Annotated in this window: 14 protein-coding genes; 4 read left to right on the top strand and 10 right to left on the bottom strand. The window is 35.7% G+C overall.

Going from position 1 to position 15,566, the window contains the following annotated elements; all coding sequences use genetic code 11:
* Positions 1-48: 48 nt before the first annotated feature.
* From ACYUJ6_RS02390 to ACYUJ6_RS02380, 3 genes are read left to right on the top strand one after another with little or no spacing between them, the layout of a single operon-like run.
* Positions 49-1,971 carry a PrkA family serine protein kinase gene (locus ACYUJ6_RS02390; protein ID WP_461844284.1) on the top strand — a complete coding sequence of 641 codons (1,923 nt, stop codon included), beginning with the start codon at positions 49-51 and terminating at the stop codon, positions 1,969-1,971.
* Positions 1,972-1,975: 4 nt separating this feature from the next.
* Entirely contained in the window at positions 1,976-3,196 is a 1,221-nt protein-coding gene (yhbH, locus tag ACYUJ6_RS02385; RefSeq protein ID WP_461844283.1) for a sporulation protein YhbH, read from the top strand.
* A gap of 5 nt (positions 3,197-3,201) precedes the next feature.
* Positions 3,202-4,467 (top strand): SpoVR family protein, encoded by a 1,266-nt coding sequence (locus tag ACYUJ6_RS02380; RefSeq protein ID WP_461845415.1) that lies wholly within the window; start codon positions 3,202-3,204, stop codon positions 4,465-4,467.
* 24 nt (positions 4,468-4,491) lie between these two features.
* Here ACYUJ6_RS02380 and ACYUJ6_RS02375 read toward each other — a convergent pair whose 3' ends face one another.
* The 5 genes from ACYUJ6_RS02375 to ACYUJ6_RS02355 form a co-directional block, all read right to left on the bottom strand.
* Positions 4,492-5,340 carry an HAD family hydrolase gene (locus tag ACYUJ6_RS02375; protein ID WP_461844282.1) on the bottom strand — a complete coding sequence of 283 codons (849 nt, stop codon included), beginning with the start codon at positions 5,338-5,340 and terminating at the stop codon, positions 4,492-4,494.
* 1 nt (position 5,341) lies between these two features.
* The gene (locus ACYUJ6_RS02370; RefSeq protein WP_461844281.1) at positions 5,342-5,845 is read right to left on the bottom strand and encodes a peptide deformylase; all 504 of its coding nucleotides are present in this window, start codon (positions 5,843-5,845) and stop codon (positions 5,342-5,344) included.
* A 218-nt stretch (positions 5,846-6,063) separates the two neighbouring features.
* Entirely contained in the window at positions 6,064-7,020 is a 957-nt protein-coding gene (locus ACYUJ6_RS02365) for a hydroxyacid dehydrogenase (RefSeq protein WP_461844280.1), read from the bottom strand.
* A 134-nt stretch (positions 7,021-7,154) separates the two neighbouring features.
* Positions 7,155-8,369, bottom strand: coding sequence for a cytosine permease (locus ACYUJ6_RS02360; protein WP_461844279.1), 1,215 nt, complete (start codon positions 8,367-8,369; stop codon positions 7,155-7,157).
* A 110-nt stretch (positions 8,370-8,479) separates the two neighbouring features.
* On the bottom strand, positions 8,480-9,727 hold the full coding sequence (locus ACYUJ6_RS02355; protein WP_461844278.1) for a dicarboxylate/amino acid:cation symporter: 1,248 nt from the start codon (positions 9,725-9,727) through the stop codon (positions 8,480-8,482).
* Positions 9,728-9,887: 160 nt separating this feature from the next.
* Between ACYUJ6_RS02355 and ACYUJ6_RS02350 the strand changes: the two genes are divergently transcribed.
* Positions 9,888-10,739: an AraC family transcriptional regulator gene (locus ACYUJ6_RS02350; RefSeq protein WP_461844277.1), complete on the top strand. Its 852-nt coding sequence runs from the start codon at positions 9,888-9,890 to the stop codon at positions 10,737-10,739.
* Between the two features lie 74 nt (positions 10,740-10,813).
* Here the strand turns inward: ACYUJ6_RS02350 and arcC are convergent, their stop codons facing one another.
* The 5 genes from arcC to ACYUJ6_RS02325 form a co-directional block, all read right to left on the bottom strand.
* Positions 10,814-11,764 (bottom strand): carbamate kinase, encoded by a 951-nt coding sequence (gene arcC, locus ACYUJ6_RS02345; RefSeq protein ID WP_461844276.1) that lies wholly within the window; start codon positions 11,762-11,764, stop codon positions 10,814-10,816.
* Between the two features lie 92 nt (positions 11,765-11,856).
* Positions 11,857-13,077 (bottom strand): YgeY family selenium metabolism-linked hydrolase, encoded by a 1,221-nt coding sequence (locus tag ACYUJ6_RS02340; RefSeq protein ID WP_461844275.1) that lies wholly within the window; start codon positions 13,075-13,077, stop codon positions 11,857-11,859.
* 168 nt (positions 13,078-13,245) lie between these two features.
* Positions 13,246-14,856, bottom strand: a complete 1,611-nt coding sequence (locus ACYUJ6_RS02335; protein WP_461844274.1) for an N-acyl-D-amino-acid deacylase family protein — start codon at positions 14,854-14,856, stop codon at positions 13,246-13,248.
* A gap of 47 nt (positions 14,857-14,903) precedes the next feature.
* Complete coding sequence (locus ACYUJ6_RS02330; protein WP_461844273.1) at positions 14,904-15,200, bottom strand: hypothetical protein; 297 nt, start codon at positions 15,198-15,200, stop codon at positions 14,904-14,906.
* Positions 15,175-15,561: a hypothetical protein gene (locus ACYUJ6_RS02325; protein ID WP_461844272.1), complete on the bottom strand. Its 387-nt coding sequence runs from the start codon at positions 15,559-15,561 to the stop codon at positions 15,175-15,177. Before ACYUJ6_RS02325 ends, ACYUJ6_RS02330 begins: the two co-directional genes overlap by 26 nt.
* Positions 15,562-15,566 lie beyond the last annotated feature (5 nt).

Below are 15,566 nucleotides of genomic sequence, written 5' to 3'. Positions count from 1 at the left end.
ATTCATCTTGCGTAGTATGTAGATATAAATTAAAGAGGAGAGGTGACCATGGATTTTAAAGAAATAATTGAAAAGGATAGAGAAGTTAGAAAAAAGCAGGAGTTTGAAGGTACTTTTCTGGAATATTTACAAATCGTAAAAGACAATCCCCAATTGGTAAAATTAGCACACAAAAGAATGTACAATATCATAATGAACAAAGGCTACAAGGTGTTAAAACCTGAAGAAAATCCAAGAATTAAAAAACTATACGGCAATGAATCAATCAAGAAGTATAATTTCTTTAAGGATGATTTTTTTGGAATTGATAAAGTAATAATGAAACTTGTTAATTACTTTCATTCTGCAGCAATGAATGGTGAAGAGTCACGGCAGGTGCTTTACTTAGTAGGTCCTGTGGGAGCAGGTAAATCGTCTCTGGTGGAATCAATTAAAAAGGCACTGGAAACTTCTGAACCCATCTACGCTCTAAAAGGCTGCCCTATGAGAGAAGAACCGCTTCACCTGATACCAAATCATCTTAAGCATGATTTTGAAAAAATTTTAGGTGTAGAAATTGAAGGAGATCTATGTCCCGTCTGCAAATACAGGTTAAAACATGAATATAAGGGAGAATATGAAAGATTTCCTGTGGTAACTAATGACTTTTCCATTCGTTCAAGAAAGGGTATCGGGGTAGTACCTCCGGTTGATCCAAACAATCAGGACACATCAGTTCTTACAGGTTCCATTGATATATCAAAGATGGATATGTATCCTGAGGATGATCCCAGAATATTTTCATTGAATGGTGCATTCAATGTGGGAAATAGGGGCCTGGTGGAATTTATAGAAGTTTTTAAGAATGACGTGGAATACCTTCATACCATTATCACAGCTACCCAGGAAAAATCTGTTCCATCTCCAGGAAAGGGCTCAATGATTTATTTTGATGGAATTATTCTAGCCCATTCCAATGAATCAGAGTGGAACAAGTTTAAATCCGATCATACCAACGAGGCAATACTGGATAGAATAGTAAAAATTGAGGTTCCATACTGCATGGAATTAAATGAAGAAGTTAAAATATATAAAAAGATACTGGGTAAAAGTCAGTTTAATGCACATATAGCCCCACACACTATTGAAATCGCAGCAACATTTGCAATTCTTTCAAGGCTTTCCCCTTCCAATAAGGTGGATCCTATAACAAAATTAAAAATCTATAACGGTGAAGATATAGTGGAAAAAGGAAGCACCAAAAAAATTGACTTTTCGGAATTGAAGGAAGAAGCCGGCATGCGGGAAGGCATGACTGGAATTTCCACAAGATTTATTATAAAAGCCCTGGATGATGCACTTTCCAATTCAGAATATAATTGCATTAATCCGCTAAGTGTAATGGAAAGCTTGATAAAAGCAGTAAAAGATCTGGATATAGCTGAAGATGATAAAAAAAGATATCTGACATTTTTAAAAGACTCTATTAGGAAAGAATACAACAAAATACTTGAAAAAGAAGTGACCAAGGCATTTATTCACAGTTTTAAAGAACAGGCAGAGAGTCTGTTTGACAATTACCTGGATCATGCTGAAGCTTATGTAAATAAAAATAAAATCAAAGATGGATCTACCGGCGAGGAATTGGAGCCAGATGAAGTGTTTATGAGATCCATAGAGGAACACATTGGTATTTCAGAAAGCTCTGCAAAAGGATTTAGGACAGACGTTACATCCTATATGTTTTATATTATACGAAACGGCGGAAAAATTGCCTATACTTCTTATGAGCCTCTTAAAGAAGCTATTGAAAAAAAGCTCACTACATCTGTAAAAGAGCTGTCCAGAATTATAACCAAATCCAAAGTAAGGGACAAGGATCAGAATGAAAAATACAATTCCATGGTAGCTGAAATGAAAGCAAATGGATATTGTGATCACTGCTGTGATGTAATTTTGAAATATGCCTCCAACAATTTGTGGAAGGATTGATTTTATGGCTATTTTCAGAGATTCTGATGCTGGCGGACATCATGATAGATCCTTAGAAGATAGACGGCGTCATAGACAATTGGTGGAAAAATCAATTAAAGATAATCTGGCGGATATAATATCGGAGGAAAGCATTATAGGACAAAATAAGAACAAAAAAATCAAGATTCCCATAAAAGGTATTAAAGAATATCAGTTTATATATGGAGATAATAATTCCGGTATTGGAAGCGGCAACGGTTCACAAAAAAGAGGAGACAAAATCGGAAAATCCCCTGGAAACAAAAAAGGTACCGGCAACAAAGGTGCCGGAAATGAAGAAGGAGAAGATATATATGAAACTGAAATCACCCTGGAAGATCTTATAAATTATCTTCTGGAGGATCTGGAACTGCCTTTAATGGACAAGAAAAAATTTTCCGATTTACTGTCAAAGAATTCACTTAAAAAAACAGGTTATCAAAAGAATGGAATAAACCCGAGACTTGCTAAAAAAAGAACTGTTGTTGAAAAGCTCAAGAGACAGCAAAATATAAAAAGGGATTTAAAAGAAGCAGAAGATGAATTAACAAAGGATGAATTATTATCTGAAAATCAAATTCAGCAATATAAGGACATGAGATCAAGAGTTCCCTTTAAACAGGATGATTTGAGATATTTCAGGGTAAAAAAGAAGCCAAAACGGGAATTAAATGCCGCCGTTATTTGTGTAATGGATACTTCAGGTTCCATGGACAGTACAAGAAAATTTTTAGCAAGATCCTTTTTCTTCGTTTTATATCAGTTCGTAAAAATGAAGTACAGCACTGTGGAAGTAAAGTTTATTGCACACTCCACTGCTGCCAAAGTGGTTACGGAAAATGAGTTCTTCCACAAGGTGGAATCCGGGGGAACTTATATATCAAGCGGACTGCAAAAAGCCCTGGAAGTAATTGAAGAAAACTATAATCCTGCTTATTGGAATGTTTATACATTCTATGTAAGTGATGGTGACAACTGGAGCGAGGACAATGAAAGGGCTTTAAAGTGCGGCAGGGAATTGTGTGAGATATGTAATCTTTTCAGCTATGCTGAAATTATGCCCAGTTCCTACGGCAGCAATATAAAAGAAATTTTTGAAAGTGGAATCAGTAAAAGTAATTTTACTGTAGTCACTATTAATGAAAAACAAGATCTATGGAAATCCCTTAGAGAAATATTACAAAAAGATTTGGAAGGAAGGTGATTTCCCTGGAATATACAAATACGGATTTAAAAAACTGGTGTGATATTATAGAAAATGATGCTAAAAAATTAGGTCTTGATTTTTACCCTCAAGAGTTTGAAATTGTAGATTACAAGGATATGATAGGTTATGAAGCATATTTAGGAATGCCCTCAAGATATCCTCACTGGAGCTTTGGTAAATCCTATGATAAGGCAGACTCACTGTACAAATACAATATTTCAGGACTTCCTTACGAGATGGTAATAAACTCAAGTCCGTGTCTTGCCTATTTAATGAAAGACAATACACTGCTGCTTCAGATTCTCACTATGGCTCACGTATATGGACATAATGATTTCTTTAAAAACAACAGATTGTTCAAGGAAGGAACCAGGGCGGCCTATACTATTGAAATGTTTAAAAACCATGCGGATATGGTAAGGGAATACGTAAATGATCCAAGTATAGGATATGAGGAAGTTGAAAAAATTTTAAACGCAGCTCATGCTATAAGGTTTCAATTCAATAGAACCATTGGTATGGGAAAAACGGAAGAGGAATCCAAAGAGGATATTATGGCCTTTATTATAAATCATGGTGAACTGGAAGAGTGGCAGAAAAATATTTTAAACGTGGTGAGAAGGGAATCCCAATATTTCATACCACAGGTTGAAACAAAAATCATGAATGAAGGATGGGCAAGTTACTGGCACTATAAAATTTTAAATCAGCTGGACCTTCCGCCTTCCCTTCACCTGGAGTTTATTAAAAGGCACAACGATGTTATTTCCCCTCTTATGGGTACAATAAATCCATATTACCTTGGCTTTAAGATGTTTCAGGATCTGGAGAAAAGATATGGATCGGATAAAATATTCCAGGTAAGATCCATGGAGAGAGATGAATCCTTTATCAGAAGATATTTAACCGAAGATTTATGCAGTGAAATGAATCTATTTCAATATGTAAAGAAGAATAATGATTATGTTGTAAAAGAAATTTCCGATGACAGCGGATGGACTGAGATCAGAAACACCTTGTGCAATACCTGTGGTGCCAACATGATACCGAATATCACAGTTGATCAGATATCAAAAAAAGATGGTACCCTTGTACTTAATCATCTTTACGAAGGAAGAGAATTAAATTCAGCTTACACGGAAGAAACTCTGAAACACATTTATGATCTTTGGAAATACCCTGTAGAATTAAATACTACTATAGATAAAGATAAAATAAAAGTCTGCTGCAGAGAAGGTAAAAAAATTTCTTATACTACCTTGAGATAAAGTTAAAACCATAGACAGTGACTGTTATTGCCGCTGTCTATTATTTTTTAATGGATTATGATTTTTAAGGAATTGGGCTACCCCGTCCTCATCATTTGAGCCAATAATCTCCGTAGCTAGATTTTTCAACTGTGCATATGCATTTTCTACCGCATATTTTTCCTGAGCAATTTTAAAAAGAGGTTCATCATTCAAATTGTCTCCAAAACAAATCAGCTTATCAATTTTCAGGTATTTTTTTAGGAATTCAGCAGCCTGCCTTTTATTCCCCCGGGGATTTGTAACTTCCAGCCAGAAGAATCCTTTGGAATATATTTCTTCGGTATATTGACAGCTGGCATGCAGACTTTCTTTAAACAATCTATAAGTACTGTCCAGGCAGCCCTTTTTTTCTATTGCAAAAATATTTATTATATTATAATCTTTGGCATATGAAAAATCATCCACTAAAGTCAGTCTTTTGTCCTTTTGTATCCTTCTTGAATTTACATATACCTTCTGTCCATGATTTGATGCTCCCCTGTAAAATATTTTTTTATTTCCCTCTAAATCCACAGCTGATACAAAGGGGGAAATATTGTTGGATTCATAATAATCCAGAATAAATTTCACAGAACTTCTATCCAGATAATTTTCAACAATATTTTTATCTGAAACAGGGTCATATACAAATACTCCATTGTTTAAAATCACCGGTAATTTTAAATCAAGGGGTTTCAATATATTTTTTGAGGCTTCATAGGATCTGGCTGTAGCAATAGTAAATTTCATCCCAGAAGCTATAAGTCCATTTATAATTTTAGCTGAGCTGCAGCTTATGACCTGCTTTGAATTCAGCAAAGTTCCATCTAAGTCTGAAATATACAAGTCCATATTAAAAACACCCTGACTTATCTTTATTTATTCTAAATGACTTATTATCTACTGCCCTTTGAACAGCTAATATGCCATCCAGATGATCATATTCATGCTGTATTAATTCTGACAAGTCACCTTCAGCTTCCATTACACAATGTTTCCACTGCAAGTCCCTGTAATGTATTCTGCACTTTTTGTATCTGTACAGCTCTACCTCCAAACCCGGGAAACTCATGCAGTCATCCCACATTTTAAATTTCTCATTGTCATAGAACTCAAGTTTAGGGTTTATAAAAGCTATGGATTTGCCATCAAAATTCATGTATATTATCCTAAAGAGCTCATTAATCTGAGGTGCTGCTATAGCCCTGCCAAATCCATACTTTTCTCTGAAATCCAGCATTGTATCCTTCAAATCTCCCACTATTTGTTTTGCCTTATCCATATTATCTTCAGAAATCTCCCTGGAAGTCTTGTATAAATCTTTATTGCCCAATAATAATATTTCCCTTACAGCCATAATTTACACCCTCCTTATTATACAATTCACAATTCACAGTTCATGATTCACAGTTCACAATTCACAATTCACAGTTCGCAGTTCACAATTCACAGTTCACCATTTTCCGCTGTCCCGGAGAAAAAATCCATGCATTTATTATAACATTTATAACAGCAGTTATGGGCATTAGTTTTCCATTTGTATGTCAGGTGCCCCGGAGGCGCTTACACTATCTGTCAGCACATAGAAGAAACAGGAACGGGCCAGGAAGGTTTTACTCCGCTTAAAACCTGATGTATGCCAATGGCAGAATGAAGAGACATCCTTTTTACAGCTTCTTCGGTGTGTGCTGCAGCATGAGGTGTTACAATTACATTGTCAAGTTTAAAAAGAGGATTGTCTTTTGACGGGGTTTCGCCATTAAACACATCAATGGCAGCCCCTGCAATTTTTTTATGCAGCAGGGCATCAATGAGAGCATCCCTGTCTACCACTTCTCCCCTGGCTGTATTTATGAGAAAGGCTCCTGGTTTCATGAGAGAAATTTCCCTCCTGCCTATAATATTTCTGGTTGAATCCGTCAAGGGTACATTTAAACTTATAAAATCCGAGTTTTCAAGAACATAATCCAGATTGTCCGTAAGTTGAACACCTTCCATTTTCACTGAATCAATATGACGCCTAAATCCTATAACCTTCATTCCAAATCCTCCGGAGGCCTTGGAAGCAACAAGTTCACCTATACTGCCCATTCCCACGATTCCAAGAACCTTCCCCTCAAGATCCAATCCGAGAGTTTTTCTTATATCAAAATTCCCATTTCTCAATTCCCTGTCATATATAAAAAGCTTTTTAGCCAGGGCTATGATAAGTCCCATGGTATATTCAGCCACTGAATTTTTATTTGACTGTGGAGAATTGGTAATCTGTATTCCCCTTTTAGCTGCAGCTTTAATATCTATGTTATCCACACCTACCCCAAATTTTGATATGACTTTTAATTTAGGCGCAGAATTTATAACATTTTCTGTAATGCGGGCCATACGTACCAATATTGCATCGCAATCCCTGACTTCCCCTGTAAGTGTATCTTCTCTGATACCTGATGCCATTTTTATCTCATAACCATACTTTTCAAGATATTCTTTGCCCTCATTATCTATATCTTCAGTGATCAAAACCTTATAACTCATACTATCTCCTTCTTTCTATAATATCTCGTATATATTTTAATGCTGGATGCCATATCCGGCGTATTCCCATTATATATAAGCGTACCAGAGGAACTTACAATATCTATAGGCACCTCAGGGAAAGTCCAGTATCCCTAGTGTCCCGGGAAAAGTTTAACCAGTTTAACAGCTCCAATATAAGTTATTGAAACTATTACCATACTTGGTACAGTGGCACCAAATATAAAGTTTGTTCTGATAAATATGTAATATACAAACATGCCGAAAACACATACTATAAAGGCTGCTGCCTTTGAAAGCATATTTGTTTGTTTTTTGACATGAGCATTTACTATAAAATAATCAGTGAGCAATACGGCAAAGGACGGAGCAAACACAATGCCTATACTATAGAGGAAGTTCTCATAATTATTCACATTGAACATTAAAGAAATGGCAGTTCCTATTATGGTTATAATTACAGCTATTGTCTTTTCATTTATTGTTTTTCTGGAAAATCCATGTATCATGTTCACAAATGTTACACCTGCAGAGTAGGCATACATAAATGCAGTAGTGATAGTGGATAATATGATAACTCCAAATGTGACAAGTGCCGCATTTCTTGAGAACAGTGCCCCCATTATATCCATGTTTCCAAATATACAACTTACTCCAAGTCCTATAATCAGCATAAGTGAACTTCCTGATATGTATCCTGTAAAGCTTCCCCACATACCCTGTTTTGTATTTACAGAAAATTTTGTGTAGTCGGAGATCTTTGATACCCAGGATAATGGCATAATGACAACTAATTCAAATGCCCTTCCAAATTGAATTTTACTCTCACCGGCACTGACTGGCATTTTATTATATTTAAACATAACATAAGCTAAAATAAAAGTTAATATAAAAAGAACAACAACTGTTACATTATTTACATCTTTATAGTTGGTTATGCCGCAGATTATCCATATTATAATCAGCACACTGGTTATAACAGTCCATAAAAATATATTATTTAAAGACCACAGCATAGTACTTATTTCATTTATATATTGGGCCGTATATTTTATCATTATGGTCAGCCAGCCCACAAGCTGAAGTATATTTAAAACTGAAAAAGCATAGGATCCGTATACACCAAAAGAATACCTGGTAGAATCTATACCAGATATTCTTTCACGAGTTCCAATTATCCCTACAAGTACAAGTATAATGGTTCCTACAAGATTTCCCAGTACAACAGCCAGTAATCCTTTTTCAAAACCGGCAGATGCTATGAGTTTGCCTGTTAATATTTCAGTTATGGATATTGAAGCACCGCACCATAAAAGTACAAAATCCCAAAAATATAGTTTCTTATTCATATACAGTCCCTGCCTTCAAGTTATTACCCCAGGTTATTGCCTCAGGGAAGCAGCCATATCTGTCACCACCCGGGAGGCAAAGGGTAAATTTATTAGTACCCCGGGGAAGTTTAAGCTTTAAAGAACCACTGCTTTCCTTCCACAAGCCTGGATATCATCATGCTGGATACCGTGTTTCCAGTAGAGTTCAGTACAGTAGCCGGTGCATCTATTATAACACTTATAACCGCAATTATGGGCAGTAATTCAGGTGGAAAATTATACACGCTCAATATGAGCATTTCACCAATCATACCGCCGCTGGGAATAGCAGCCATTACAGCCCCCACTAAAAAGGCCACAAAAATTATAGACAGTATGGATGAAATACTGGTCATATCTTTTCCGAAGAGCCCGAACAAAAATGTGATCTTCATGACTCCGCCAATGGCAGATCCATCTTTATGGATGTTGGCACCAAGTGGAATTACAGTTTCAGCCACATCCCGGGGGACTCCCATCCTTTTCGTAAATTCCAGATTGATTGGAATACTGGCTGCACTTGAGCATGTAGCCAGTGCTGTTATAGTAGGCGTTATGGCATTTTTCCAGAATATATTGATGGTTTTTTTCCCTCCTGCCAGAAAAGCATATATAGTAAAAAATCCGAAATAGTAAATAACAGTTATGACTATATAGAGAATAAATACCCTTAAATATCCCTGAAGTATCTGAGGTCCCAGAGAACCTATAACTGCAGCAAAATAGCATCCAAGACCTATTGGTGCATAGTACATTACTATTTTTACCATTTTCATGGTGACCTCTGATGCTGCCGTCAAAAACCTTGTGACAGGTTCGGCCTTTTCTCCAAGCATGGCCGTTGAAATTCCAAAAAGTATTGAGAACACAATGAGCTGGAGCATATTGCTCTTGGAAAGTAAAGATGCAAAATCCGAAACAGTAACAGTATTTACAAGCTGTTCCAAAACTCCACCCTGCTTAACCTGCTGTGCTGTATTGCCGCCAGTGGATACAATCTTTTTCAGCATACTATAATCTATGCCTTTAGCAGGATTTACTATAAGTGCACCTATAAATCCAATTACAGATGCTATAAGAGCAGTACATAAAAATACAAGAAATGTACTTGCCATAATCCTGCCCAGTCTTTTCATTCCCTTCATGTTTGCTATAGCAGAAGCAACACTAAAAAACACCAGCGGTATTATTATCATAAACATCAGATTTAAAAATAAGTCCCCAAAAGGTTTTAACACTATAGTTTTGGATCCACCAAGAATACCTATGACAGCACCTAAAATTATTGAACCCAATAATAAGATGGAAAATCTATAGGTTTTTAAAAATGCCTTCATACATTAATACCTCCCAAATCTTATTTATATTATAAAATTAAAGTTTAGTCTATATCTTATTATATATTAATTTTTTGCGGTTTTTACTGCTAAAACTGCTTGAAACATTGTAAAAAATGCTTTAATCTATAATTATAGTGTAAATAGGGAGAAATAATCAATGTGTGAAAATAAAATTGTAAAAATAAAGAAAGGTTATCTTAACAATGACTTTAGAATATTTCATTTAAGAGATAAGATATCCCTTAATTTTCAATTTCACTATCATGATTTTAACAAAATAGTAATTTTCATATCCGGTGATGTGACTTATTTAATAGAAGGCAGCTCCTACAAGTTAAAGCCCTGGGATATACTTCTGATAAGCAGCAATGATATACATAAAGCCCTGATAAACCCGGATGAGGTTTATGAACGGATGATTCTCTGGATAAACCCTGATTTTTTAATAAGCCGCAATAATAAATGCAATTTATTAAGCTGCTTTGAGCTGGCATCAAAACAGCATTTTAACCTGCTTAGGCTGGAAAGCAGTCATCTTAATATTATGAAAAATTTACTCTTTGCCATGGAAACTGCATTGGATAATAAAGAGCTGGGATATAAAGTACTTACGGATTCCCTGTTCATGCAGTTCATGGTTTATACAAACAGATTATTTTTAAGTCAAAAAGATATAAAGGAATTGTCTGATATCAAATGTGATGAAAATATAACCAATATTTTAAATTATATAAATGAAAATTTAAAGGAAAATTTAACCCTGGATAATATTTCCTCAAAATTCTACATGAGCAAATATTATCTGATGCATAAATTCAAGGAACAAACCGGTTATACAATTCACAGTTATATACTGCAGAAAAGACTCATCATGTCAAATCTGCTGATAAAAAAGGGAAAAAGCATAACAGATGCCTGTTTGGAATCCGGCTTCAATGACTATTCAAATTTTCTAAGGGCATTTAAAAAAATGTTCAGGCTCTCTCCCAGGGAATACTATAAGAATTAAAATGGGTTTCATCATATGTAAAATTTGCGGGGCAATTTTCATCTGATGAAACCTGTATCATTTAAAAGCGTGTTTTATTTATCCATGGTAATAATGGTTCCCGTCTTATTCTCCAGTGCATCTACTGCCTTATACAGTGAAGTAATTATTGCCTTGTGGGAAGGATCTGCTTTTGCAAACATTATGGCAGCTTTTACTTTTGGAAGCATGGATCCTGCTGCAAAATGACCTTCTTCCATATATTTTTCAGCTTCTGCCACTGTAATATGGGCCAGGTTGATCTGATTTGGCTTGTTGAAATTAATTGCTGCCTTTTCAACTTCTGTCAATATCATAAGAATATCCGCATTCATGTCCTCAGCCAGCCTTTCAGCAGCAAGATCCTTGTCTATAACAGCTGCTACACCCTCCAGTGATCCATCCTCTTTTTCAACAACAGGAATGCCGCCGCCGCCGGCTGCCACACATATAGTGGAGTCCCATAATACCTTAATGGCAGGAAGTTCTACTATCCTTTTGGGAACCGGTGAAGCTACAACTCTTCTCCAACCTCTTCCCGAATCTTCTTTCATTGTATATCCTTTTTCATCCTTAAGCTTGTCAGCTTCTTCTTTAGTATAAAAAGGTCCTATAGGTTTAGAGGGGTTTTTAAATGCATCATCATTTTTGTCAACTACAGACTGAGTTATAAGTGTTACTACGGGCACTTTCTTATTTCTCCTGTCCAATGCTTTTCTCAAAGCTTGTTGTATATGATATCCTATATAACCCTGGCTCATAGCACCACATACATCAAAGGGCATAGATGGTGTAACATCTTTTGCTGCTTCGGATGACATGAGAATTCTTCCAACCTGCGGTCCGTTTCCATGAACTATTGCAGTTTCATATCCCTTACAGCTTATATCAGCAATATATTCACAAGTTTTTTTTACCACTTCCAGCTGTGCCTCTGCCGTTGCAGGAGTTCCAGGTTCCTGAAGTGCATTTCCCCCCAATGCTATAACTAATTTACAAAATCCCATTATATATTTCCTCCACAAATTTTATTATACTTTTTTTAATGATTCATCTAATCTATAAATTAATATGTGCTATCCCTGTACTAATTATAATTCTATTTATTAATAAAATTATTTACATAAGATATTGGAATAAGTGCATACATTGCTGCACATTTTACAAGTTCATCTTTCCACGTTTTCTCATTAGGTGCATGAGCTTGATCTTCATGACCCGGTCCAAATCCAATGCATGGTATTTTGTATCTTCCCATTATTGAAACTCCGTTTGTAGAGAATGTCCACTTGTCTACCTTTGGCTCACTCTTGAATAAATCCCTATAACAGCTTACAGCATTCTGACATACTTTATCATCTTCAGGCAGTACCCATGTAGGGAAGAAACACTCAGTTGGATATTTTAATCCAGTATAGGAAGGTCTTTCATAAGTATACATTTCAACATCTGCCTTTACAGCTTTAACGGAAGGTAATTCCTTGATTTGCTCAATTGCATATTCCCAGGTTTCACCATTGGTAAGTCTTCTGTCAATAGAAACAGTGCATCCATCTGCTACAGCACATCTTGAAGGTGACGAGAAGAAAATTTCAGATACAGTTAAAGTGCCCTTACCCAGGAAGGGATCATCAATAAGTCTTTCATTCAGGTCTTTCAGTTCATTTAATATAGGAGCCATCTTAAATATTGCATTGTCACCTCTTTCTGGTGCAGATCCATGACAGCTTATCCCATGTGTAGTAACTTTTATCTCCATTCTTCCTCTGTGACCTCTATATATATTTGTGGAGGAAGGCTCTGTAAGTACAACAAATTCAGGTTTTATTTTGTCTTCATTAATTATATACTGCCAGCACAGGCCGTCACAATCTTCTTCCTGGACAGTACCTGTTACTATAAGTGTATAATCATCTTCCAGTGCCAAATCCTTAATTATTTTTCCGGCATAAACCATAGATGCCATTCCGCCCTCTTGATCGGATACACCTCTTCCCACTATGATTTCATCATCTTCATACCCTTCGTAAGGATCGTAATTCCAAAGGTTTCTATCTCCTATACCAACTGTATCTATATGGGCGTCCATGGCAATAATATGTTTTCCATGTCCTATATATCCCAGCACATTTCCCATAGGATCTATATCAACTTTATCAAATCCTACCTTTTCCATTTCCTCTTTTATTCTAAGTATTACCTTTTCTTCTCCACAGCTTTCACTTGGAATAGCAGCCATATCTCTTAAAAACCTGGATATTTCAGGCTTGTATTTTTTTGCCAGTTCTAATATTTTTTCCTTGCTTGCATTTAAATCCATATTAAATCTCTCCCATCCATTTATTATATTTTTAATTTTAGGTGTTTAAAGGCTTCCCTTACTCATCATTTGTTTGTTAATTAACTAGTTAATCTAATATTATAATATCAACTTTATTTTGTCAATATTTAAATAAAACATTTACATCAGATTTATTCTTTAACTATTTTAAAAATGATGCCTGATGGTTATTCCGTAATCTTCCTTACATGGAATTCCATTCTCCACAGCAATTTTACCATTTAATACAACCTGCTTTATTCCAACAGGATCTTTCCTTGGATTGCTGTAATCCTCATATCCCGAAATTTCATTAAAATCAAATACAGTAATATCCGCTGTCTTCCCAACAGCCAGCTGTCCCCTGTCTTCCAGGCCCAGTGTTGCTGCCGGGAACAGTGTTGATTTATATATGCCTTTTTCAAGACTAACAGCTTTTTTTTCTCTTATAAATTTACCTATAAAAAGAGGATAGTTGCCATATAGGCGAGGATGAGGCACTCCTGCAGGTATACTGTCGGATCCCACCATCTGGAGAGGGTGTTTTATAAGTTCAACAGTATCTTCATCCGAAAATATATTTAGAGTCACTATTCCCACTCCTGTATTTTCTTCAATGAGAAGTCCGGCCATAAAATCCACCGGATGAATACTTAGACTTTTAGAGATTTCCCCTATGGTTTTCCCTATATACTTCAAATTTTCAGGTTTTTTCAGGGAAGTAATGAGTATTCCATCCCAGCCTGCTATTGCACTGTAGTTATCCCAGCCAGTATAATTTATGGAAGTGTCTGCAATTTCCCTTTTAACTCTGTCCAGTGACTTAACATCCTTTAACATTCTAATGAGTTCGCCGGTTCCCTTTTCCGTAATCCATGGCGGTAGAAGCTGGGTCATAAGAGTACTTCCTGAAAGATAAAGGTGTTCATCAAAGGTAATAGTCACCCCTCTTTCAGCTGCCTCTTCTACAATTTCAATAAGTGATTCTGCACTGCATCCAAGTTCTTTAGAATTATAGGATCTCATATGTGAAATCTGAAGTCTTACACCTGACTCCCGAGCTACAGATATAATTTCGTTTAAGGCTTTTTTCATGGTATTGTCATGATTTCTCACATGGACCATAACAATTCCATCATAGTTTTTCACTACTTTACATAAAGCAGTCAATTCATGTTTACAGCTAAAAATACCAGGAACATACTGAAGCCCGAGAGACATTCCAAAAGCACCCTTTTTCATGGCATCATCTACCAGATGACACATTTTCTGAAGCTGCTCTTCATCCGGTATCTTGCTGTTAAATCCCATTACGCTTGTTCTGACAGCACCATGGGAGATCAGTATAGCATAATTATTTTTCAATCCCCTGGAACCGATACTATCCATATATTCATCAAGATCATGAAAACTCCACTTTAAATCCGGATTTCCCACTACCCCTTTAATGTAGTTCTTCCATCCAGCATCTTTACCGTTCACACAGGGTATAACTCCCAATCCACATTGACCAACCAACTCGGTGGTGACTCCCTGCATCAGCTTTAAGCCCCGAATCTTTTCGCTCATAAAAGTAACCAGATCATTATGACTGTGGACATCAATAAAACCTGGGCACACTATTAATCCAGAAGCATCAATAATTTTTTCAGCTTCTACGGATAGGTTTTTTTCAATTCTTACTATTTTATCATCTATAATACCTATATCTGCATTATAGGCAGCATTACCTGTTCCATCTACAATTAATCCATTTCTTATGAGAATATCCAACATCATTTATTACCCCTTTTCATGATTTTTAACTACAGCTGAAGTTTTTTAAATCAATCCAATAATTTAAGCAAAGATTCATAGGACAGAGCTACCTGATAAATAATTTTCTTTTCATAATCCGGAACAATCATAAATTTAAACAGTTCTCCAGTCTGAGTGCTAATTTCTAGCGGAGTAACATAATAATTATTTTTATCATCAAATAAATATTTCCTGACATCCTGTTTTTTATTTTCAAGTATCAATTTATACAAATTAAGATCCAGTGCATCTTTCACATTTGAGAAACGTATTACTCCATCTGTATCACTTATATCAATTTCATTTACTCCCAACTGTTCTGCCATTTTGTTCAACAATACTTTGGGTACTCAAAGCAATATTTTCTGCTGCTGCTCCACATTCTTCAGCTGATGACTTAATATTCTGCAGGATGTTGTTTAATTTGATGGCATTATTTAAAATATTTTTAAAGTAAATTTTAAGTTCCCCGTTTTCCATGTAATTACGGGAACTAACTGATGATCCCTCACTGAAGCTGTCACTGTCAGCTGAATTCTTTTCACTTATAAAATGAGTTCCCATTAATACAAGTATTGAATTCACTGCACCAAACAGTAAAATACCACGAATATCTCTTACTCCAATAATGGCAGTAATTATAAAGGCTCCTAGAAATGAAATTATAATTATTATAATACCACTCATTAAAA

The sequence above is a fragment of the Clostridium sp. JNZ X4-2 genome, from assembly GCF_054889485.1.
This window is presented reverse-complemented; position numbering and strand designations above follow the sequence as displayed.